Consider the following 19,951-nt stretch of genomic DNA (forward strand, 5'->3'; position numbering starts at 1 on the left):
GGGTCAGTTCGGTGAGTTCTCCAGGCCGTTCGGGTCGGCCGGGAGCGAGTCTTGCGCACCCCCACCGTAGGTCCGGACGCGGGATGGCACACCTCTGTTCGTCTCTTCAAACAGTACGCCCGTCCTTTTTGGGAAGCAAGCCGACACGCGCGTAGGGAACGTCTCATCGACCTGCGGCCGTTCGAGTGACGAAACGTTCGTCTGTTCGTCCCCCGTTGAGGGGAAATGGTGCCTACGGTGTGTAAGTTCCTGGTGGTGCTTCTGGTAATGCTGTGACGGCAGTGGCACAGTGAGCTCATTGTTCAAGATCAGGAGGTGGGTGGATCGTGCGTGGTGAAACGGGGTCTGGGGCCGGTGCCCGCCGTGGCACGACCATCGGCGCGCTGGGAATCGCCCTGTTGCTCGGGGTGACGGGTACCGCCATCGCGGTACCGCCGCCCCCGCCGAACCCCAGCGACTCCGAGATCAACTCCAGCAAGTCCGAGGCCAACGCCAAGGCGGGCGACGTCGGCAGGCTCACGAACCAGCTGGCCCAGGCCGAGTCGAAGCTCGCCCAGCTCAACGACGACGTCGAGCTGAAGATGGAAGAGGCCAACAAGGCGAGGGTCGACGCCGGCACCGCGCAGGACGAAGCCGCGCAGGCCGATCGCGACGCGCAGGCCGCCCGCGCCGAATCCGACGCGGCGCAGGCCGCCATCGACAAGGCTCGCGCCGACCTCGACCGGTTCGCCGCCGCCAGCTTCCAGCAGGGCAGCAAGGTCGGCTCGGTTTCGGCGTATCTGACGGCCAACAGCCCGAAGGAACTGCTCGGCCGCGCCCAGATGCTCGACGCGGTCGGCGGCAGCAGGCTCAACGCGCTCGACACGATGAAGCGCGCGCAGACGGACAAGTCCAACAAGGATGCGACCGCGCGCAAGAAGCTGGAGATCGCGCAGGAGCGCAAGCGTGCGGCGGAGGCGGCCAAGCGCGAGGCCGACAACGCGCAGAGCGCCGCGCAGCACGCGCAGGACACCCAGGCCAACCAGAACGAGAGGCTCGAAGCCGACAAGGCGAACGTAGAGAAGCAGCTCTTCGAAGCGCAGCAGAAGGTCAGCGGCCTCCAGGGGCAGCGGCAGCGCTACGAGGACTGGAAGGCGCAGAAGGCACGCGAGGACGAGGAACGTGCCCGTCAGGCCGCTCTCGCCGCGTCGCGGCCCAGCCCCAGCCAAGGCGGAGGTGGCCTTCCGACGGGCAGGCCCGTCCAGTCGGCTCCCGCAGGGGCGAGCGTCGAAGCCGTCGTCCGGCGGGCACTGGCGCAGCTCGGCGTGGTCTACGCCTGGGGCGGTGGCAACACGTCCGGACCGACGCGCGGTATCCGCGACGGTGGCACGGCAGACCGTTACGGCGACTACAACAAGATCGGCTTCGATTGCTCGGGCCTGATGATCTACGCCTTCGCCGGGGTGAGGTCGCTCCCGCATTACAGCGGCTACCAGTACAACGCCGGGCGGAAGGTGCCGCTCTCGCAGATGCGGCGCGGCGACATGCTCTTCTGGGGCGGCAGCGCGCGAGGCATCCACCACGTCGCGATGTACCTCGGGAACGGGCAGATGGTCGAGGCGCCGCAGTCGGGCCTGCGGGTCCGCATCGCGCCGGTGCGCTACGGCGGCATCATGCCGTACGCGACCCGCTTGATCGGCTAGACATGGCGTACGCGGGGATCGTGCTGGCAGGCGGCGCCGCGCGTCGCCTGTCCGGTGTGGACAAACCCGCGCTCCCTGTCGGCGGGAAACCGTTGCTCGCCAGGGCTTTGGCCGCGCTCGCGGACGCGGATCCGGTGATCGTCGTCGGCCCGGAACGGCCGGGTTTCGGCGACGTCGTCTGGACCAGGGAGTCCTCGCCGGGAACGGGACCGGTGGCCGCGCTGGCCGCCGGGCTCGCGTTGGTGCGCACCGAATTCGTCGTGGTGCTGGCAGGCGATCTCGCGGGCGTCCGGAAGTCCACTGTGGATCGATTGCTGGCCGGACTCGGCCGGGCATCGGGTGCGGTGCTGGTCGACGCTTCGGGGGAGCGGCAATGGCTGCTCGGCGCCTGGCGTGCGGAGGCACTGCGCGCCGCTTTGCCGGAGACGGTCGAGAACGCGTCGCTGCGACGGACACTGGGTGGGCTGGAGATCGTCGAGGTGCCCGAGGAGCCGGGCGAAAGCGACGACATCGACACGCCCGAGGATCTGGACCGGCTCTCCTAGAGCTTCACAGCCGTCATACCGCTGATCGGGTTGGCTACCGTCACGAACGGCTGTGTCACCGACCACTACGGTCACATCCGGACGCATGTACGCAAGCGGGGAACACAGGAGGCACAGTGACCGAGCCCGGCTACGCCGACGGCGCGCAGCAGCAGCCCGGAACGCCGGCGCGGGACGCCCAGTTGCTTGAGCGGACCGTGTTCGAGGTCAAGCGGATCATCGTCGGCCAGGACAGGCTGGTCGAGCGGATGCTGGTCGGCCTGCTCGCCAGGGGGCACCTCCTGCTCGAAGGCGTTCCCGGTGTCGCGAAGACCCTGGCCGTCGAGACCTTCGCGCGAGTGGTCGGCGGTTCGTTCTCGCGGGTGCAGTTCACTCCGGACCTGGTCCCCGCCGACATCCTCGGCACCCGGATCTACCGCCAGGGCGCCGAGCGGTTCGACGTCGAACTCGGCCCGGTGGTGGCGAACTTCGTGCTCGCCGACGAGATCAACCGCGCGCCGGCGAAGGTGCAGTCGGCGATGCTCGAGGTGATGGCCGAGCGGCACGTGTCCATCGGTGGCCAGACCTTCCCGATGCCCGACCCGTTCCTCGTGCTCGCCACGCAGAACCCGATCGAGAACGAGGGTGTGTACCCGCTGCCCGAGGCGCAGCGTGACCGCTTCCTCTTCAAGATCGTCGTCGAGTACCCGACGGCCGAGGAAGAGCGGGAGATCATCTACCGCATGGGCGTCACCCCGCCCACCCCGCAAGAGGTGCTCAGCCCGGCCGAGCTGGTCCGCCTGCAGAACGTCGCCGCGCAGGTCTTCGTGCACCACGCGCTGGTCGACTACGTCGTCCGGCTCGTGCTCACCACCCGTACTCCGAACGACCACGGCCTCGCCGACGTCGCGGGCTGGGTGTCCTACGGCGCCTCGCCACGGGCCAGCCTCGGCATCATCGCCGCTGCCCGCGCGCTGGCACTGGTCCGCGGCCGGGACTACGTGCTGCCGCAGGACGTCGTCGACGTCGTTCCCGACGTGCTGCGTCACCGGCTCGTGCTGTCCTACGACGCGCTCGCCGACGGCGTGCCCATCGACCACATCATCACGCGGGTGCTGCAGACCGTGCCGTTGCCGCAGGTCTCGGCCCGTCCGCAGGGCGGCGCCGGGCAGGGCGGCCCGGTCCCGGCCGGCGCACCGGTCAGGTAGGGAAGCGTGAAGAACGAGAAGGGCGAACGTCCTTCCTGGGCTCCGCCGGTACTCCGCGGGGAGCGGATGGAGGCGGGCCTGCGCACGCTCGAACTCGACGTGCGCCGCCGCCTCGACGGTCTGCTGCAGGGAAACCACCTCGGCCTGGTGCCGGGGCCGGGTTCGGAACCGGGGGAGGCGCGGCCGTACCAGCCCGGTGACGACGTCCGCAGGATGGACTGGGCGGTCACCGCGCGGACGACGAGCCCGCATATCCGGGAGACCGTCGCCGACCGCGAGCTGGAGACGTGGCTGGTGGCGGACGTGTCCGCGAGCCTCGACTTCGGCACCGCGCTGTGCGAGAAGCGAGACCTGGTCGTCTGCGCGACGGCCGCGGTCGCCCATCTGACCGGCGGTGGCGGCAACCGGATCGGCGCGCTCGTCTCCAACGGGGCCGGCAGCATCACGCGGATCCCGGCGCGCGGTGGGCTCCCGCACGCGCGGGGGCTGGTCCGCAAGATCGCCGAGACCCCGCGTGCCGAGGAAGGTGTCCGCGGGGACCTCGCCGCGGCGCTGGAGAAACTGCGCCGTCCGCCCCGGCGGCGCGGGCTCGCCGTCGTGATCTCCGACTTCCTCGGTGACACCGAATGGCAGCGTCCGTTGCGCGCGCTCGGCGGGCACCACGACCTCATCGCCATCGAAGTCCTCGACCCGCGCGACATCGACCTGCCCGACGTGGGCACCGTCGTGCTGGCCGACCCGGAGACAGGGAAACAGCGCGAAGTGCACGCTTCGGCCTTGCTGCGCAAGGAATTCGGCGCCGCGGCGCATGCCCACCGGCAGGAGGTCGCGGCCGCGCTGCGCCGGGCCGGTGCCGCGCATCTGGTGCTGCGCACCGATTCGGACTGGATCGCGGACATGGTCCGGTTCGTGGTGGCTCGCAAGCGCCGCTGGTCCGGTGGTGTCGCGTGAGCCTCACCGGATTCGCCTCGCCGTGGTGGTTCCTGCTGCTGCTGGCGGTCGCCGCGGTGGCCGTTGGTTACGTGCTTTCCCAGCGCGCGCGGCGCAAGCGCACCCTGCGGTTCGCCAACCTGGAACTGCTGGAGAAGGTCGCGCCGAAGAGCCAGGGATGGGTGCGGCACGTTCCCGCCATCCTGATCGTGCTGTCGCTGCTGGTGCTCACCGTCGCGCTCGCCGGGCCGACGGCCGAACAGAAGGTGCCCCGCAACCGGGCCACCGTGATGCTGGTGATCGACACCTCATTGTCGATGGAGGCGACCGACGTCGCCCCGACCCGGCTGAAGGCGGCACAGGAGTCGGCGCGGTCGTTCGCGCAGAACATGACCCCTGGCGTGAACCTCGGGCTGATCTCCTTCGCCGGGACGGCGACCGTGTTGGTCGCGCCGACCACCGACCGCGGCGGCGTGGTGAAGGCGATCGACAATCTCAAGCTGGCGCAGTCGACGGCCACCGGTGAAGGGATTTTCGCCGCGTTGCAGTCGATCGAGAGCTTCTCGGCGATCGTCGGTGGGGCGGAAGGCCCACCGCCCGCCCGGATCGTCCTGATGAGTGACGGCAAGCAGACCGTTCCGGACGACTTGTACGCCCCGCGCGGCGGCTACACGGCGGCGCAAGCGGCGAAGCAGGCTCAGGTGCCGATCTCGTCGATCTCGTTCGGCACCACGCACGGTTCGGTCGACATCGACGGCAAACCGCAGGACGTGAAGGTCGACGACGAATCGCTCGAGGAGATCGCCCGGCTTTCGGGCGGCGACTTCTACAAGGCGGCGAGCGCGGACGAACTGAAACGCGTGTACGACGACCTCGGCGAGCAGATCGGGTACGAGCTCAAGGACGCCGACGCGAGCAGGCCTTGGGTCATCCTCGGTACTTTGGTGCTGATGATCGGGGCGGCGGCCTCGCTCTTCTTGGGGCAGCGACTGCCGTAGCGCCCTTTTGGCCGAGAGTGGGCGGGGGCCGCGTTGCGAAAGCCACTTTCGCAACCTTGAAGGTTGCGAAAGTGGCTTTCGCAACGCGCGTCCTGGCGATGGGCGCACCACGAACCTACGTCGGCTGCCGGACGAGCGCGGGCGGGCGGGTACGACCCCGACGGGGCCTGATTCGGCTCCCGAGAGTGCTATGAAAGGTCCTTTCCTTGCAAATTTTGCAAGGAAAGGACCTTTCATAGCAGGCCGGGACCGGGCACTCAGGGGGTCGCGAAGCCGTTCTGCCGCCAAGCCTCGTAGACGGCGATCGCCGCGGTGTTGGACAGGTTCAGCGATCGGCTCGACGGCAGCATCGGCAGCCGCACCCGGTCGGTCACCTGCGGGGACCCCTGGATCTCGGCGGGCAGCCCCGCCGACTCCGGCCCGAACATCAGGACGTCCCCGGGCTCGTAGGCGACGTCGGTGTGCAGCCGCGTCGCCGAAGCGCTGAACGCGTACACGCGGGCGGGGAGCAAGGCCGCCCAAGCCGCGTCGAGGTCCGCGTGCACGTGGACGCGCGCGAGGTCGTGGTAGTCGAGCCCGGCTCGCCGCAACTGCTTGTCCTCCAGCGTGAAACCGAGTGGCTCCACCAGGTGGAGCTCGCAGCCGGTGTTGGCGGTCAAGCGGATCGCGTTACCCGTGTTGGGCGGGATTTCCGGGCGGTAGAACAGGATGCGGAACACGAGGGTTGATCGTCTTTCGTTCACGGGCGCTTCGCCTGAGCGCGGCCGGGCGGCCATCAAGCCGGACGAGCATGAGGCCCGCCCGTGACCATCCCACCACAGGAGGGCTTCATGCCTTCGCTCCCTCACCCCCTGTCGCGGCGTCGCTTCCTCGGATATGGCTCCGCCGGCGCGGCCGCGGTCCTGCTGGGGACCGGTGCCTGGAACGCCGCCGGTGCGATGCCGCTCGCGAGCGGTGCCGGTAACCCGTTCACCCTCGGTGTCGCGTCGGGTGACCCGTTGCCCGGCGGTGTCGTGCTCTGGACCAGGCTCGCGCCGAAGCCCTACGAGGCCGACGGCTTCGGCGGTATGCCACGGACGCCGGTCCGCGTCGAGTACGAGGTGTCGCTCGACGAGCGGTTCCGCGCGGTGATCCGCCGCGGATCCGTGGTCGCCACGCCCGAACTGGGGCACTCCGTGCACCCGGAGGTCCACGGCCTCGCGCCGGACCACGAGTACTTCTACCGCTTCCGCACGGGCGGTGAGATCTCTCCGGTCGGCCGTACCCGGACGGCACCGGTCGCGTGGTCGTCGCCGCGCGAGCTGAACTTCGCGTTCGCGTCCTGCCAGAACTGGGAGGCCGGGCACTTCACCGCCTACGACCACATGGCGGCGGAGGATCTCGACCTGGTCGTGCACCTCGGCGACTACCTCTACGAAAGCGGTGTCACCGGGGTCGGCCGCGGAACGCCGGTGGGGCCGCAGTTCAAGGGCGAGACCTTCGACCTTGCCCGCTACCGGCTCCAGTACGCGCTCTACAAGTCCGAAGCGCCGCTGATGGCCGCGCACGCCACCTTCCCGTGGATCCACGTCAACGACGACCACGAGGTGGAGAACAACTGGGCCGGCGACACCTCGCAGATCGACAAGGAACCGGACCAGGACCGCGCGGTGTTCCGGCAGCGGCGGGCCGAGGCGTTCCAGGCGATGTACGAGCACCTGCCGTACCGCATCGCGCAGCTGCCGAAGGGACCGGACGCGCGTCTTCACCGGCGGCTGAGCTACGGCACGCTGGCCGACTTCACCATGCTCGACACCCGCCAGTACCGCGACGACCAGCCGTGCGGCGACGGCCAGTCGGCCAACTGCACGGAGCGGTTCGACGAGAACCGCACCCTGCTCGGTTCGGAGCAGCGGAAGTGGCTGCTCGACGGCTTCTCCCGGTCCCGCGCGCGGTGGCAGATCCTCGGCAACCAGGCGCCGATGGGTCAGACCGACACCGACGCGGGCGAGGCGACGAACGTCCACCTCGACCCGTGGGACGGCTATGTCGCCGACCGCGACCGCGTGCTCGCCGCCGCGCAGGACCGCGGGGTGCGGAACCTGGTGGTCATCACCGGCGACAGGCACCAGAACTACGCCTGGGACCTCAAGCGCGACTTCGCGGACCCCGATTCACTCACCGTGGCGAGCGAATTCGTCGGGACGTCGATCACCAGTGGCGGCAACGGCGCCGACATGACGCCCGGCGGCGAGACCCTGCTGAAGGCCAACCCGCACATGAAGTTCTTCAACAGCCAGCGCGGGTACGTCCGGGTCAACGTCAACCGGCAGCGCTGGCGGAGCGACTTCCGGGTGGTGCCGTTCGTCAACACCCCCGGCGCGCCGATCAGCACGCGCGCCAGCTACGTCGTCGAAGACCGGCGGCCCGGCGTTCAGTCCGCCTGAGCGGGTTGGAAGGCGGCGTACGCCTCGCGCACCGTCGCGGGCGGCGCCGCCTTAGTGAGGGTCGCCGGGTCGACGAAAACGTACCGGGTCTTCACTTCGGTGCACAGGTCGCCGCCGCGGGTGATCTCGAAGTCGATGATCAGCGACGTCGTGCCGAGGTGGTTCAGGTACACGGCCACGACCAGTTCGTCGTCGTAGCGGCAAGGCGCGCGGTAGCGGAGGTTGGATTCGGCGACGACGACGTCGACACCGTGGGCCAGCGCTTCTTGGTGTGAGCCGAAGAGGGCTTTCTCCACTTCGAACATGGCCATGTCGACGTAGGCGAGGTAGTGGGCGTTGAACACGATGCCCTGCCCGTCGCATTCGTGGTAGCGCACGCGCAGCGGCATTTCGACGATCGGTTTCCGTGGCTCTGTCACGGTTCCAACCTACGTGAAGGCCCCCTTCCCGCGGCTGAGCCGAGGGAAGGGGGCCTTCACGCGCGTCCGGGCTAGTCGATGAAATCGATGTTCGGGTGGCGCGGCGACTCGCCGTCGAACAGGTGCCGGTCACGGCCCTTCAGGTGCAGATCGAAGAACGCGCCGATGTAGTCCCGTTGCGCGGCCACCGATCGGCGGGGATCGATGGTGCCGATGACCGCCTCCCGCTTCTCCGGCGCCACTCGCGAGCCGAGCTGCGGCACCACGACCTGGAGATCGCTGTACGCCATGTGTGTGCTTCCACCGCGCAGCAGCAGGTCCCGCTTCCAGCCCCGCTGGTTGGCCCAGAAGTCGGCCCAGCTGCGGTCGAAGCCGGGCTGCCGGTGCGTGTGCTCCAGCGGCTTGCCGTTCTCGTCGACGCCCTCGGCGCCCATCAGCAGGAAAGGCCGGTCGAGTCCGCGTTTCGTGACCTCACCGGGTTCGTAGGCGCTGCCGGGCGGGTAGCCGAACGCGGTCGCCATCGCGCCGTCGAGGTTGATCCCCGCGTCGACACGGCGGTCGTGGACCATCGTCTCGCCCGCGGTGAATCCGCCGTAGGAGTGACCGTAGGCGCCGACCCTGGACAGGTCGAGCGACCAGCCGAGCCCGCGGGGGAGCGGCCGGTTCTCCGCGTCCGGGTTCTGGCCGCGGGTGATCTTCGCCAGCTGGTCGAGGACGAACCGGCTGTCGGCGACCCGGGCGTCGAGCGCCTTCTTCATGAACTCGGGTCCTTCGCCCGGCGGAAGGGCCGTTTCGAGCCGCCCGCCGGGGAACTCGACCGCGGCGCTCTCGTAGGTGTGCGAGAGCGAGACGACGACGTAGCCGCGGCTCGCCAGATCGTCGACGATCGCCGTGTACGTCTCCCTCGGCCCACCGAAACCGGGGGAGAAGAGCGCCACCGGCTTCGGGGCGCCGTGCGCCGCGGGGACGCCGATCTCGGCTCGCCGCTTCGCCGCCGCCCAGTCGATGGAGCCGACCGGGAGGCCGAGGTAGTCCTCGCCGGACAACGCTTGGTCGATGACGGCGCTCATCCCCGGGGTGAGCCACGGCGCGCGCGGTCCGTCGGCGAACCGGTCCGCCGGATAGGTGACGGTGACCATGAGTTCCCGGCGCCGCTCCGGTTTCCACGGGTCGGGGCGGGACGGGTCGACGAGGTGCAGGTCGGTCGTGCCGACTTCGTACTGGCCGGTGAGGGCGGGCGCGGTGAGCTTGACCTGGTCGGCCGCGACGGCGGGGGCCGCCGTGGCGAGTCCGCCCGCGAGCGCGAGGCCCGCGATCAGCGCCGAACCCCGCGCCACTCTGAGGTGTCTCGATGACCCTGTCCTTGGTAGACCATGTCGTGACGACCGCATGAATTCGCCCACTGCTGGAGTCCTTCCGGATCGGGGCGGCCCGATGGCCGCCTGGTTCCGACCCTGGCAGCGCCCCGGTGCGACGCGCATCCCTCTCAAGATGGAGCCCGGATCACCCGTGCAGGGCACGGTAGGCCGAGGCGGCTCCGGGATGCAGCGGGACCTTGCCGGTGCCGATCAGCGTCCGGACGTCGAGGAACTGCGTTCCCACCGCGGCCGCCGGGACGAGATCGGCGGCGTGCCCGGCCAGCACCCGGGTCACCGCCGCCGCGACGTCGTCGGGCAGTGACGGAGCCGCCAGCAGCAGGTTCGCGACACCGACCGTCCGCAGCTCGCCGACGCCCTGATAGGCCTGCGCCGGCACGTGGACCTGGTCGTACACCGGGCCGTAGCCCGCGCGCAGGGCGGGGAGATGGGCGTCCAGCGGGAGGAGGGTGATCGGAGTGGCCCGGTTCAGTTCGGTGAGCGCGGGGGTCGGGATCCCGCCGGACCAGAGCAGCGCGTCGACCTCGTGTGCCGCCAGTGCGTTGATCGCTTCACCCAAAAGCAGGTTCTTCGCCTTCACCGGGACTTCGGCGCGGGCGAACAGACGGGTGCTGAACACCGCGACGCCGGATCCGCTCGCGCCCATCGCCACCGGTCGCCCGGTCAGCTCGGCGACCGAGCGCACCCCGCCGTCCGCCCGGACCACGAGCTGGTGGTAGTTCTCGTAGACGCGGCCGATCGCCGAGAACGCGATCGGGACGGAGAACGGCTCCGCACCGGCGAACGCGGACTCGGCGACGTCGCCGAGGACGAGCCCGAGATCGGCCCGGCCGTCCCGCAACCGCCGCAGGTTCTCCACGCTGGCCTCGGTGGCGACGGCCGTCGCGCGCAGCCGCGGTTCCGCCAGGTTCAGCCGCTGGGCCAGCAGTTCGGCGAAGGCGAGATAGAAGCCGCCGCTCTCGCCCGCCGCGATGACGACCTCGCGTTCCGGGCCCCGGTAGCCCGCGGTCGAACACCCCGCGAGCGTCGCGAGTCCGGCGAGAAGAGCGGTGCGCCTGGTGACGGTCACGGCTTTTCCCCTGTCGCGAGAGGCAGTTCGACGCGGACTTCGAGCCCCCGCGGTTTCGCTTCGCGCAGTTCGAGTTTCCCGCCCCTGGCGAGCACGTGCTGATTCGCGATCGCCAGCCCGAGGCCCGTTCCGCGCGGCGCACCGTCACCACCGGCACGCCAGAACCGTTCGGTCGCGCGTTCACGGTCCTTTGTGGACAGTCCGGGTCCGTTGTCGGAGACGAAGAACGTGGCCGTCGTGTCCCCGGTTTCGTAGCCGGTGGTGATCGTCGCACCGCGTCCGGAGTAGTGCACCGCGTTGTCCAGCAGGACATCCAGGACCTGGGCCAGCTCACTTTCCTCACACCGCACCGGCACCGGCTCGTCATGGCCTTCCACCGCCGAGAGGCCGACTCCCGCGTCTTCGGCCGAAGGACGCCACGCGTCGACCCGTTCGGCCAGGACCGCCGGAAGGTCGCAGGGTTCGTCGCCGGACTCGCCCGCGGCGAGCCGGGTCGCGGCGCTTTCGGCGAGCGCCAGCGCGAGCAGGCCGTCGAGCAGGGACTCCAGCCGTTCGACCTCCGCGACGGTCGCGCGGTAGGCCCGCTGGCCGTCCCCGTCGACCTGCGCGGCCAGCGAGTCCACGCGCAACCGCAAGGCGGCCATGGGATTACGCAGCTGGTGCGACGCGTCCGCGACGAGCCGCCGCTGCTGTTCGGACGCCTCGACGACGGCGTCGGACATCCGGTTGAACGACGTCGCGAGGGAACGCAGCTCGCGGGGCCCGGCGCGGTCGGGAACCTGAGCGCGATGCCCTTCGGTCACCGCCTGCACGCCGGTCTCCAGTTCGTGCAACGGCCGCACCATCCAGCGGGCCAGCAGGACCGCGAGCAGCACGAACACCGCCGCGACCAGCACCGCGCCCGCGACGATCGCGGCCCAGCGGGCGGCGACGTCGGCCGCCGCCGTGGTCACCGACGCGCGCAGCACCACCACTCCGGCCACCCGCGTGCCCGTGCCCACCGGACGGGCGAAGTAGACCGGATCAGCGGACCACGGGTTCAGCTGTTCGGGGCCTTTGGCCGGCTGGTTGCGCAGCGCGGCCTCGACGAGCGAGCGGACCACGGGTTCCGCGGCCGCCATCCCGCCGGTCTCCACCAGCGGCACCCCGCGTGCGTCGACCACCACGACGGCCTCGCTGTATAACGACGAATACCGCTCGGCGTCGACCGCCAGGGCGGTCGGGTCGGCGGCGTCGACGGCTTGCTGCGCCAGGACGACGAACCGGTCGACGTCGGCGTTGCGGGCGATCACCAGCTGCTGGGTCCGCTGCGCGGCGGTCGACCCGAACAGCGGGATCGCGAACGCGGCGACCACGGTCAGCGCGAGCGCGACGAGGACGACCAGCAGCCGGGTGCGCACCGGTCAGTCCCGGCCCAGCCGGTAGCCGAAACCGCGGATCGTGGTCAGCAGTCCCGGCCTGTCGAGCTTCGCGCGCAACTGGGTCAGATGCACGTCGAGCGAGCGGGAGACGGCGAGATACGCGTCGCCCCAGACCTCGTCCATCAGCTGCTGACGGCTCACCGCCGTGCCCGGCCGGGCGGCGAGCACAGCCAGTACGGCGAACTCCTTGGCGGTGAGCCCGATGTCGTTCCCGCCGACCAGCACGCGCCGCGCGCCGAGGTCGATCTCGACGTCCTCGACACGGACGACGCCGTCCTGCGGGGCGGCGGAGACGGCCGCGCGGCGCACGACCGCGTCCATCCTCGCCAGCAGTTCGGCCAGGCGGATGGGTTTGGTCAGGTAGTCGTCGGCGCCGAGCCGCAGCCCGCGCACGACGGACCGTTCGTCCCCGCTCGCGGTGAGCACGAGCACCGGCACCGGCGAGACCTGGCGGACCTTCCTGAGCACGTCGAGCCCGTGCATGTCGGGCAGGTTGAGATCCAGCAGGATCACATCGGCCGCGCGATGCCGGTGCAGCGCGTCGCTGCCCCGGATCGCGTGGGAGACGGTGTGGCCGCGCGACTGCAGCGCCTCGGCGAGCGCGTCGGCGACACCGGCGTCGTCCTCGACGAGCAGCACCCGCACGGCCACACCTTCCCGCCTAGCCTTCGCGGCCGGACACGAGCTCGGGCTCGGGCCGCTTCTTCTTGTCCAGCTCCGAGGTCTTCGAGGTTTCCCGCATTGTGCCGTACACGATGAGCGACACCAGGACACAGCCCGCGACGTAGTAGAAGAACACCGATTCGTGGCCGGCCCCCTTGAGCGCCTGCGCGATGAGCTCGGCCGTGCCGCCGAAGATCGCCACGGTGAGCGCGTAGGGGAGACCGACGCCGATCGCGCGGATCTTCGTCGGGAACAGCTCGGCCTTCACGATCGCGTTGATCGAGGTGTACCCGGTGACGATCACCAGGCCGGCCAGCATCAGCAGGAAGGCGAGGACCGGCTCCTTCGTCCCGCCCATCAGCGTCATGATCGGAACGGTCAGCAGGGTGCCCGCGATCCCGAAGAACATCAGCAGCGGACGACGGCCGATGCGGTCGGACAGCTTGCCCGCGAACGGCTGCAGGATCGCGGCGACGAGGATCGCGCAGAACAGGATCAGCGTGACCGTCCGGCGCGGGATGCCCGCGGTGTTCTCCATGAACTTCTGGCTGTAGGTGGCGAAGGTGTAGAACGACACCGTGCCGCCGAGGGTGAGGCCGACGACGAGCGCGATCTCCTTGGGATACTTGATCAGCGCGCGCAGCGTGCCCTTGTCGCCCGCGTCCTTGCCGGTGCCGGAGGCCTTGGTCTCCTCGAAGCTGGCCGACTCGTCCATCCCGCGGCGCAGGACCATCACCACGACCGCGGCGAGCGCACCGACGACGAAGGCGATCCGCCAGCCCCACGAGGTCAGCTGCTGTTCGGTCAGGATGGCCTGCAGCAGCAGCTGGAGGCCGAGCGCCAGCAGCTGGCCGCCGTACAGCGTCACGTACTGAAAGCTGGAGTAGAAGCCGCGTTTGCCCGGAGTGGCCACTTCGGACAGATAGGTCGCGGAGGTCGAATACTCGCCGCCGACCGAGAGCCCCTGGATGAGCCGGGCCACCAGCAGCAGGATCGGCGCGGCGATCCCGATCGTGGCGTAGGTCGGGGTCAGCGCGATCATCAGCGACCCCGCCGCCATCAACGTGACGGAAAGCACGAGTGCGCTTCGCCGCCCGAAGCGGTCGGCGAACCGGCCCAGCATCCAGCCGCCGAGCGGCCGCATGAGGAAGCCGACGGCGAACACCGCCGCCGTGCCGAGGAACGCCGCCGTCGTGTCCTTGGTGGGGAAGAAGGACTTGGCGAAATACGTGGTGAAAGCGGCGTAGGCGTACCAGTCGTACCACTCGACCAGGTTGCCGATCGAGCCGCGCAGCACGTTGCCGACGACTCGACGTTCGCTCACGGGCGGCGAGGATTCGCCGATCCGGGTTGTCATCTTTGACCTCCTGTGTTCCGGCTCACGGTGAACAATCCGTGACGGCCGGGCAAGGTTTCGGCGCGGTTCCTAACATCCGCTTAGGACGGTCGCGGTTACCCGGAGGTAGGGGTGGCGCGGCTCGGGCGTGAACCTGGCGAGCCGATAACCTCAGTGCCGTCAGCGCGACAAGACGAGGCGAGGAGAGCTGAAGTGGGACGGTCGGTACTGGTCACCGGCGGCAACCGCGGCATCGGTTTGGCGATCGCGAAGGACCTCGCGGCGCAGGGACACAAGGTCGCGATCACGCACCGCGGTTCCGGCGCGCCCGAAGGCCTCTTCGGGGTGCAGGCCGACGTCACCGACGCCGAGCAGATCGACGCCGCCTTCAAGCTCGTCGAGGAGCACCAGGGCCCGGTCGAGGTCCTCGTCGCGAACGCCGGCATGACCGACGACACCCTCCTCATGCGCATGAGCGAGGAGCAGTTCACCCGCGTGGTCGACGCCAACCTCACCGGCGCGTACCGGGTCGCCAAACGCGCTTCCCGCGGCATGCTGCGCGGCAAGTGGGGACGCTACATCTTCATCTCGTCCGTCGTCGGGCTCACCGGGTCCGCCGGTCAGGTCAACTACGCGGCGAGCAAGGCCGGTCTCGTCGGTCTCGCCCGTTCGCTCGCGCGTGAGCTGGGCTCGCGCAACATCACCTCGAACGTCATCGCGCCGGGCTTCGTCGCCACGGACATGACCGACGAGCTCGGCGAGGACCGCAAGAAGGAGATCCTCGCCCAGGTTCCCTCCGGCCGGTACGCCGAGCCGTCGGAGATCGCCGCCGCCGTCCGCTACCTCGCCTCCGAAGAGGCCGGTTACGTCAACGGCGCGGTGCTGCCGGTCGACGGCGGCCTCGGCATGGGCCACTGACGTCCCCCGTTTTCCTTTATCGACCACATCATTCCGGACTGGAGGTCCCGTGCCAGGACTGCTCGAAGGCAAGCGCCTGCTGATCACCGGCGTCATCACCGACGCCTCGCTCGCGTTCCACGCGGCCAAGATCGCGCAGCAGGAGGGCGCGAAGGTCGTGCTCACCGGCTTCGGCAGGCTGTCGCTCGTCGAGCGCATCGCCAAGCGTCTCCCCGAGGAGGCGCCGGTGCTGGAGCTGGACGTCACCAACCAGGAGCACCTCGACTCGCTCGCCGACCGCGTGCGTGAGCACGTCGACGGGCTCGACGGCGTGCTGCACTCGATCGGGTTCGCCCCGCAGTCCTGCCTCGGCGCGCCGTTCCTGGACGCCCCGAGCGAGGACGTGAAGGTGGCCGTCGACGTTTCGGCGTTCTCCTTCAAGGCGCTCGCCGTCGCGACGCTCCCGCTGCTCTCGCACGGTTCGTCGATCGTCGGCATGGACTTCGACGCGCGCGTCGCGTGGCCCGTCTACAACTGGATGGGTGTGGCGAAGGCGGCGCTGGAGTCGGTGAACCGGTACCTGGCGCGCGACCTCGGCCCGAAGGGCATCCGGGTCAACTTGGTCAGCGCCGGTCCGATGAAGACGATGGCGGCGAAGTCGATCCCCGGTTTCTCCGAGCTGGAGGAGGGCTGGGGAGACCGCGCGCCGCTCGGCTGGGACAGTTCCGACCCGGACCCGACGGCGAAGTCCGTCTGCGCCGTGCTGTCGGACTGGCTGCCCGCCACGACCGGCTCGATGATCATGGTCGATGGCGGAGTGCACGCCCTCGGCATCTAGGTCTCGACGCGCGTGAAGGCCCCCTTCCCTCGGCTGAGCCGAGGGAAGGGGGCCTTCACGAGCATCAGGGCAGGACGGCGTTGGCCACCTGCCAGGAGTCTTCGAGCAGCAGGTACTTGGTGATCAGCCCGTCGTCGTTCACCTCGAACTCGATGGTGAAGGCCGTCTCGATCACCTTCCCGGTACTGCGGATCGTCGAGCGGAGCCGGCCGATCGCGACCGCTTGCGGCCCGTCGACGAGGACGCGTTCGACGTCGAACCGGTCCTTGACGAGGCCCTTGTCGAGCAGGTCGTGGAACTCGCGGATCTCCGCCGGATTCCGGCGCGGGCCGATCCACGGGACCAGCTCGGTCGCGCCAGGGATGTCCCATTCGACGCTGTCGGCGAACAGTTCCGTGGCTCCGTCGGTCCCCTGTGGACATTCGACGGAAGAACTCGTCGAGGGTGGATCGGGTTCGTTCGGACATGTTTTCTCCTTAATGGGCAACGGGTTCACGGAGCAGGCGGGTGTCATCGGTGCGCTGGACACCGGCGGCGAAAGTCAGCGCGACGACGGTGGCGACCCCGAGCCCGACGCTCACCCACGCGACGCTGGGGTAGCCGAGACCGGCGTCGATCGACTCGCCGCCGAGCCAGGGGCCGAGGGTGTTGCCGACGTTGAACGCGGCGGTCGTGCTCGCGCCGACGAGTGTGGGAGCGTTGCCCGCCACGGCGAAGGCGCGGACGTTCAAGGCGGGATTGACCCCGAATCCGGCGACGCCGAACAGGAACACGGCGAGGATCGCGACCGGGGTCGCCGGGCCGGAGATCGCGAGCAGGACCAGGGCGAGCAGGGCGACGGCGAGGCCGCCGTAAAGGGTCGCGAAGGGCCTCGCGTCGGCGAGCCTGCCGCCTGCGGTGATGCCGATCAGCGCGCCGAGCCCGAACAGTGACAGGACGCCCGGCACCCAGCTCTCCGGCAGCCCGGCGACTTCGGTCAGCAAGGGCGCGAGATAGCTGAAGGTCGCGAAGATCATCGCCTGGGCGAGCGCGATCACGCCGAGCGCCAGCCAGAACCGGCCGCCGCGGTAGAGCCGCAGTTCGGTCGCGACGTCCGCCTTGTCTTTGCCGTTCTGTGTCTCCGGGACCAGCGCGAAGACGCCGATCAGCGCGATGACGGTCAGTACCGTGACCGCCCAGAACGCCGCCCGCCAGCCCGCGTGCTGGCCGAGGAAGGTCCCGGCGGGAACACCGGCGATGTTCGCGACGGTGAGTCCGCCGACCAGGATGGCCAGCGCGCGGCCACGGCGCTCGACCGGGACCAGCGCGACGGCGGTGGCCGCCGCAACCGCCCAGAATCCGGCGCAGGCGACCGCGCTGACGACTCGGGTCGCGAAGAGCAGGGCGTACCCCGAGCCCAGCGCGCCGACGACGTGCGAGAGCCCGAACACGACCAGCAGGGCCATCAGGGTGGCGCGCCTGGGCACCCGCAGGGTCGCGATCGCGAGCAGGGGAGCGCCGACGACCATGCCGATCGCGAAGGCCGAGATGAGCAGCCCGGCCTCCGGGATGCCGACGTTCAGATCGGCCGCCATCCCCGGCAGGAGGCCGGTGATCATGAACTCGGACGTGCCGAGCGCGAACACGCTCAGTCCGAGTACGCAGACTGCCAAAGGCACGGGAAGTTCCTCCAGTTTTGTATCGATCAGTCCAAAATGTGGGCAGCATCGCGCACGGGGCTTGTTCGGGGTATTACTTCGCGGCTATCGCGTCCAGTGCGATGGCGGCGACGGATTCCATGGCCGCCCGGCCGGCGCCTCGGCGGGACATCAGCCGGAGACCGGCGACGGTGCTGTGCGCGAACTCGGCGATCGCCCCGGGGTCGCGATCGCCGTCGATCGTCCCGTCGAGTTGCCCTTCCTTGGCGCAGGCCGAAAGAAGGGCGAGATGACGCCGGGTGTCGGCCTCGATCCGTGCCTTGACCTCGGGGTCGCGCCCGCCGAACTCGGCCACCGTGTTGACCACGAGGCAGCCCCGGCCGTGGTGCGCGACCTCCTCGTCGATCGTGTACGAGAACAGCGCGCCGAACCGCTCGACGCCGGTCCCGGATTCCTCCAGCAAGGCCGTCCTGGCCATGATCCCGCGTTCGGCGTAGTGATCGAGCGCGCGAATGAACAGTTCGTGCTTGCTGGTGAAGGTGTTGTAGATGCTGCTGCGGCCCAACCCGGTGGCTTCGCAGAGGGCCTGTGTCGACGTGCCCTCGTAGCCGCGTACCCAGAACGCGTCCATGGCGTGCCCGACCGCGGCGCGCTCGTCGAATTCCTTCGGCCTGGCCATGGAAGTGACCGTACCAGGTTTTGGATCGGTCGGTTCAAAACGGGCCGGGTCAGCGTGCGGGGCGCCACAGCGGCAAGATGGCAGGGTGGGTTACGACGCGCTGCTTTGGCTTTCGTTCGGTGGTCCCGAGGGACCCGACGAGGTGATGCCGTTCCTGGAGAACGTCACGCGGGGCCGTGGGGTCCCCCGGGAACGACTGCTCGAGGTCTCGGAGCACTACCAGCACTTCGGCGGGGTCTCGCCGATCAACCGGCTCAACCGGGAGGCGATCTCCGCGGTGGAGAAGCAACTCGCGGCCGCCGGGATCGATCTGCCCGTCCATTTCGGCAACCGCAACTGGCGGCCGATGGTCGAGGACACCCTCGCCGAGATCACCGAGGCGGGCGCCCGGCGCGTCCTGGTCTTCCCGACGAGCGCGTACGGCGGCTACTCCGCCTGCCGTCAGTACGACGAGGACATCGAGCGTGCCCGCGCGGCGGTCGGTGACGGCGCGCCGGAACTGGTGAAGCTGCGTCAGTTCTTCGACCACCCTCTGTTCATCGCCGCCTTCGCCGACGCCGTCCGGGCCGCGCACGCGGAACTGGGGAACCGGCCCGGAACGCGCACGGTGTTCTGCGCCCACTCGGTGCCCGAGTCCGCCGACACCGCGTCCGGTCCGCCGTCGGAAGGCGGACGGCGCTACTCGCGCCAGATCGCCGAGGCCGCCCGCCTCGTCGCGGCCGAAGCGGGGATCGAGACCTACGACGTCGTCTGGCAGTCGCGCTCCGGCCCGCCGCAGGTGCCGTGGCTGGAGCCGGACATCGTCGACCACATCGACGCGCTGCACGCGGAAGGCGTCACCTCGGTGGTCGTCTGCCCGGTGGGTTTCGTGTCCGATCACCTCGAGGTGATCTGGGACCTCGACAACGAGGCCGCGGAGCGGGCCGCCGAGCACGGCATGGGCTTCGCGCGTGCCGCGACGCCGGACACGGACCCGCGCTTCGCGGAACTCGTCGTGGAGCTGATCCGGGAACACACCGAGGGGGTGCCGGCGCGGAAACTGTCGCCGTTCCCGGCGGCCGGGTGCACGATCAACGGGGCGCCTTGCGCGATCGGATGCTGCGAGCCCGCGAAGAGGCCCGCCCGCCCGTAAGTGCCCAAGTCCGTGAAGGCCTCCTTGAGGGACCCAGAGTCCCTCAAGGAGGCCTTCACGGACCGGAGCCTGACAACAACCGCAGCCGGCTAAGGGGCCTGACCGTCCCTACGGCTCACGCTGGCGATCCGAGACAGGTGCAGGTCGATGAGGGCGATGGCCTCGTCGCCGGACTGATAACCGAGCAGCACCGCGTCGCCGAGGCCTGACACCAGCGCGAGCAGGAGGTCGGCTTCGGTGGCCGGGTCGACGGTGGGCAGGAGATCGTCGCGGCCGGCGGCGAGCAGAGCCGCCACCGCGTCGCGGAGCTGACCGTGGCCGGTCCGGAAGTGGCCGGCGATCTCCGGATCCTTGAGCGCGCGCACCACGAAGGCGTTCGCGACGAGCGCGTGGTCCCGGCCCCCCTCGTCCAGCGGCAGCAAGGCGACGAGCAGGTCCCGGACGCGCGGCTCCGACGGGGCGGCGATGCGCTCCTCGATGCCGCCCCGCAGGGTGGTCGTCGCGTAGCGCAGCATCTCGTCCCTCGACGCGAAGTAGTGCTGGACGGACCCCTTCGAGATGCCGGCTTCGGCCGCGACCTCGTTCAGGCTGACCCCTTCGAGTCCCCGGTCGGCCGCGATGCGGCGAACGGCCGCGGCGATCTGCCGCCGCCGGTCCTCGTGATCGACTCGTTTGGGCACCGTGCTCCTTTTCGCAGTCCGATCGGATTGCAAACT

20 protein-coding genes are annotated in these 19,951 nt (G+C 69.9%); 9 read left to right on the forward strand and 11 right to left on the reverse strand.

The genetic code is table 11. The annotated features are described in order from the left end of the window. Positions 1–326 precede the first annotated feature (326 nt). The 5 genes from ACLJQ7_RS24410 to ACLJQ7_RS24430 all read left to right on the forward strand — a co-directional run bounded on the left by ACLJQ7_RS24410 (position 327) and on the right by ACLJQ7_RS24430 (position 5,342). Complete coding sequence (locus ACLJQ7_RS24410; protein WP_410650486.1) at positions 327–1,682, forward strand: NlpC/P60 family protein; 1,356 nt, start codon at positions 327–329, stop codon at positions 1,680–1,682. A 2-nt stretch (positions 1,683–1,684) separates the two neighbouring features. Continuing rightward, on the forward strand, positions 1,685–2,227 hold the full coding sequence (locus tag ACLJQ7_RS24415) for a molybdenum cofactor guanylyltransferase (RefSeq protein WP_410650487.1): 543 nt from the start codon (positions 1,685–1,687) through the stop codon (positions 2,225–2,227). A gap of 116 nt (positions 2,228–2,343) precedes the next feature. Beyond that, positions 2,344–3,414, forward strand: a complete 1,071-nt coding sequence (locus ACLJQ7_RS24420; protein WP_410650488.1) for an AAA family ATPase — start codon at positions 2,344–2,346, stop codon at positions 3,412–3,414. Between the two features lie 66 nt (positions 3,415–3,480). Next, positions 3,481–4,365: a DUF58 domain-containing protein gene (locus ACLJQ7_RS24425; RefSeq protein ID WP_225950060.1), complete on the forward strand. Its 885-nt coding sequence runs from the start codon at positions 3,481–3,483 to the stop codon at positions 4,363–4,365. Continuing rightward, entirely contained in the window at positions 4,362–5,342 is a 981-nt protein-coding gene (locus ACLJQ7_RS24430; protein WP_410650489.1) for a VWA domain-containing protein, read from the forward strand. The genes ACLJQ7_RS24425 and ACLJQ7_RS24430 overlap by 4 nt, the downstream gene beginning before the upstream one ends. Before the next feature lie 257 nt (positions 5,343–5,599). On the opposite strand, the gene ACLJQ7_RS24435 is transcribed toward ACLJQ7_RS24430, so the two are convergent. Further along, on the reverse strand, positions 5,600–6,061 hold the full coding sequence (locus ACLJQ7_RS24435) for a tRNA (cytidine(34)-2'-O)-methyltransferase (protein ID WP_410650490.1): 462 nt from the start codon (positions 6,059–6,061) through the stop codon (positions 5,600–5,602). Between the two features lie 111 nt (positions 6,062–6,172). Here ACLJQ7_RS24435 and ACLJQ7_RS24440 point away from each other — a divergent pair, with 111 nt between their 5' ends. After that, positions 6,173–7,768 carry an alkaline phosphatase D family protein gene (locus ACLJQ7_RS24440; RefSeq protein ID WP_410650491.1) on the forward strand — a complete coding sequence of 532 codons (1,596 nt, stop codon included), beginning with the start codon at positions 6,173–6,175 and terminating at the stop codon, positions 7,766–7,768. Here the strand turns inward: ACLJQ7_RS24440 and ACLJQ7_RS24445 are convergent. The 6 genes from ACLJQ7_RS24445 to ACLJQ7_RS24470 form a co-directional block, all read right to left on the reverse strand. Then, entirely contained in the window at positions 7,756–8,187 is a 432-nt protein-coding gene (locus tag ACLJQ7_RS24445; RefSeq protein ID WP_410650492.1) for an acyl-CoA thioesterase, read from the reverse strand. The genes ACLJQ7_RS24440 and ACLJQ7_RS24445 overlap by 13 nt on opposite strands. 71 nt (positions 8,188–8,258) lie before the next feature. After that, entirely contained in the window at positions 8,259–9,524 is a 1,266-nt protein-coding gene (locus ACLJQ7_RS24450) for an alpha/beta hydrolase family protein (RefSeq protein WP_410650493.1), read from the reverse strand. A gap of 166 nt (positions 9,525–9,690) precedes the next feature. Further along, on the reverse strand, positions 9,691–10,632 hold the full coding sequence (locus tag ACLJQ7_RS24455; RefSeq protein WP_410650494.1) for a TAXI family TRAP transporter solute-binding subunit: 942 nt from the start codon (positions 10,630–10,632) through the stop codon (positions 9,691–9,693). After that, a complete protein-coding gene (locus tag ACLJQ7_RS24460) occupies positions 10,629–12,032 on the reverse strand; it encodes a sensor histidine kinase (protein ID WP_410650495.1) in 1,404 nt (467 codons plus the stop codon). The genes ACLJQ7_RS24455 and ACLJQ7_RS24460 overlap by 4 nt, the downstream gene beginning before the upstream one ends. A 3-nt stretch (positions 12,033–12,035) precedes the next feature. Further along, a complete protein-coding gene (locus ACLJQ7_RS24465; protein WP_410650496.1) occupies positions 12,036–12,698 on the reverse strand; it encodes a response regulator transcription factor in 663 nt (220 codons plus the stop codon). Between the two features lie 16 nt (positions 12,699–12,714). After that, entirely contained in the window at positions 12,715–14,073 is a 1,359-nt protein-coding gene (locus ACLJQ7_RS24470; protein WP_410650497.1) for an MFS transporter, read from the reverse strand. 192 nt (positions 14,074–14,265) lie between these two features. Here ACLJQ7_RS24470 and fabG point away from each other — a divergent pair, with 192 nt between their 5' ends. Both fabG and fabI read left to right on the forward strand, forming a co-directional pair. Next, complete coding sequence (fabG, locus tag ACLJQ7_RS24475) at positions 14,266–14,970, forward strand: beta-ketoacyl-ACP reductase (protein ID WP_016334125.1); 705 nt, start codon at positions 14,266–14,268, stop codon at positions 14,968–14,970. Between the two features lie 49 nt (positions 14,971–15,019). Continuing rightward, on the forward strand, positions 15,020–15,787 hold the full coding sequence (gene fabI, locus ACLJQ7_RS24480; protein ID WP_410650498.1) for an enoyl-ACP reductase FabI: 768 nt from the start codon (positions 15,020–15,022) through the stop codon (positions 15,785–15,787). Positions 15,788–15,851: 64 nt separating this feature from the next. Here the strand turns inward: fabI and ACLJQ7_RS24485 are convergent, their stop codons facing one another. The 3 genes from ACLJQ7_RS24485 to ACLJQ7_RS24495 form a co-directional block, all read right to left on the reverse strand. Beyond that, complete coding sequence (locus ACLJQ7_RS24485; protein ID WP_410650499.1) at positions 15,852–16,274, reverse strand: nuclear transport factor 2 family protein; 423 nt, start codon at positions 16,272–16,274, stop codon at positions 15,852–15,854. Next, positions 16,264–17,445, reverse strand: coding sequence for a Cmx/CmrA family chloramphenicol efflux MFS transporter (locus tag ACLJQ7_RS24490; protein ID WP_410650500.1), 1,182 nt, complete (start codon positions 17,443–17,445; stop codon positions 16,264–16,266). The genes ACLJQ7_RS24485 and ACLJQ7_RS24490 overlap by 11 nt, the downstream gene beginning before the upstream one ends. 73 nt (positions 17,446–17,518) lie before the next feature. Further along, positions 17,519–18,103 (reverse strand): TetR/AcrR family transcriptional regulator, encoded by a 585-nt coding sequence (locus ACLJQ7_RS24495; RefSeq protein ID WP_410650501.1) that lies wholly within the window; start codon positions 18,101–18,103, stop codon positions 17,519–17,521. Between the two features lie 85 nt (positions 18,104–18,188). On the opposite strand from ACLJQ7_RS24495, the gene ACLJQ7_RS24500 reads away from it, so the two are divergent. Beyond that, complete coding sequence (locus ACLJQ7_RS24500; RefSeq protein ID WP_410650502.1) at positions 18,189–19,235, forward strand: ferrochelatase; 1,047 nt, start codon at positions 18,189–18,191, stop codon at positions 19,233–19,235. Positions 19,236–19,324: 89 nt separating this feature from the next. On the opposite strand, the gene ACLJQ7_RS24505 is transcribed toward ACLJQ7_RS24500, so the two are convergent. Beyond that, a complete protein-coding gene (locus ACLJQ7_RS24505; RefSeq protein WP_410650503.1) occupies positions 19,325–19,915 on the reverse strand; it encodes a TetR/AcrR family transcriptional regulator in 591 nt (196 codons plus the stop codon). Between the last annotated feature and the right edge of the window lie 36 nt (positions 19,916–19,951).

It is taken from the genome of Amycolatopsis sp. cmx-4-54, from assembly GCF_046548895.1.
GTDB lineage: Bacteria > Actinomycetota > Actinomycetes > Mycobacteriales > Pseudonocardiaceae > Amycolatopsis.

What these genes read in the sequence shown, in the direction of transcription:
- ACLJQ7_RS24495 (WP_410650501.1), bottom strand. Translation starts at nt 18,103, where the DNA reads ATGGCCAGGCCGAAGGAATTCGACGAGCGCGCCGCGGTCGGGCACGCC.
- ACLJQ7_RS24425 (WP_225950060.1), top strand. Translation starts at nt 3,481, where the DNA reads ATGGAGGCGGGCCTGCGCACGCTCGAACTCGACGTGCGCCGCCGCCTC.
- ACLJQ7_RS24470 (WP_410650497.1), bottom strand. Translation starts at nt 14,073, where the DNA reads ATGACAACCCGGATCGGCGAATCCTCGCCGCCCGTGAGCGAACGTCGA.
- ACLJQ7_RS24415 (WP_410650487.1), top strand. Translation starts at nt 1,685, where the DNA reads ATGGCGTACGCGGGGATCGTGCTGGCAGGCGGCGCCGCGCGTCGCCTG.
- ACLJQ7_RS24440 (WP_410650491.1), top strand. Translation starts at nt 6,173, where the DNA reads ATGCCTTCGCTCCCTCACCCCCTGTCGCGGCGTCGCTTCCTCGGATAT.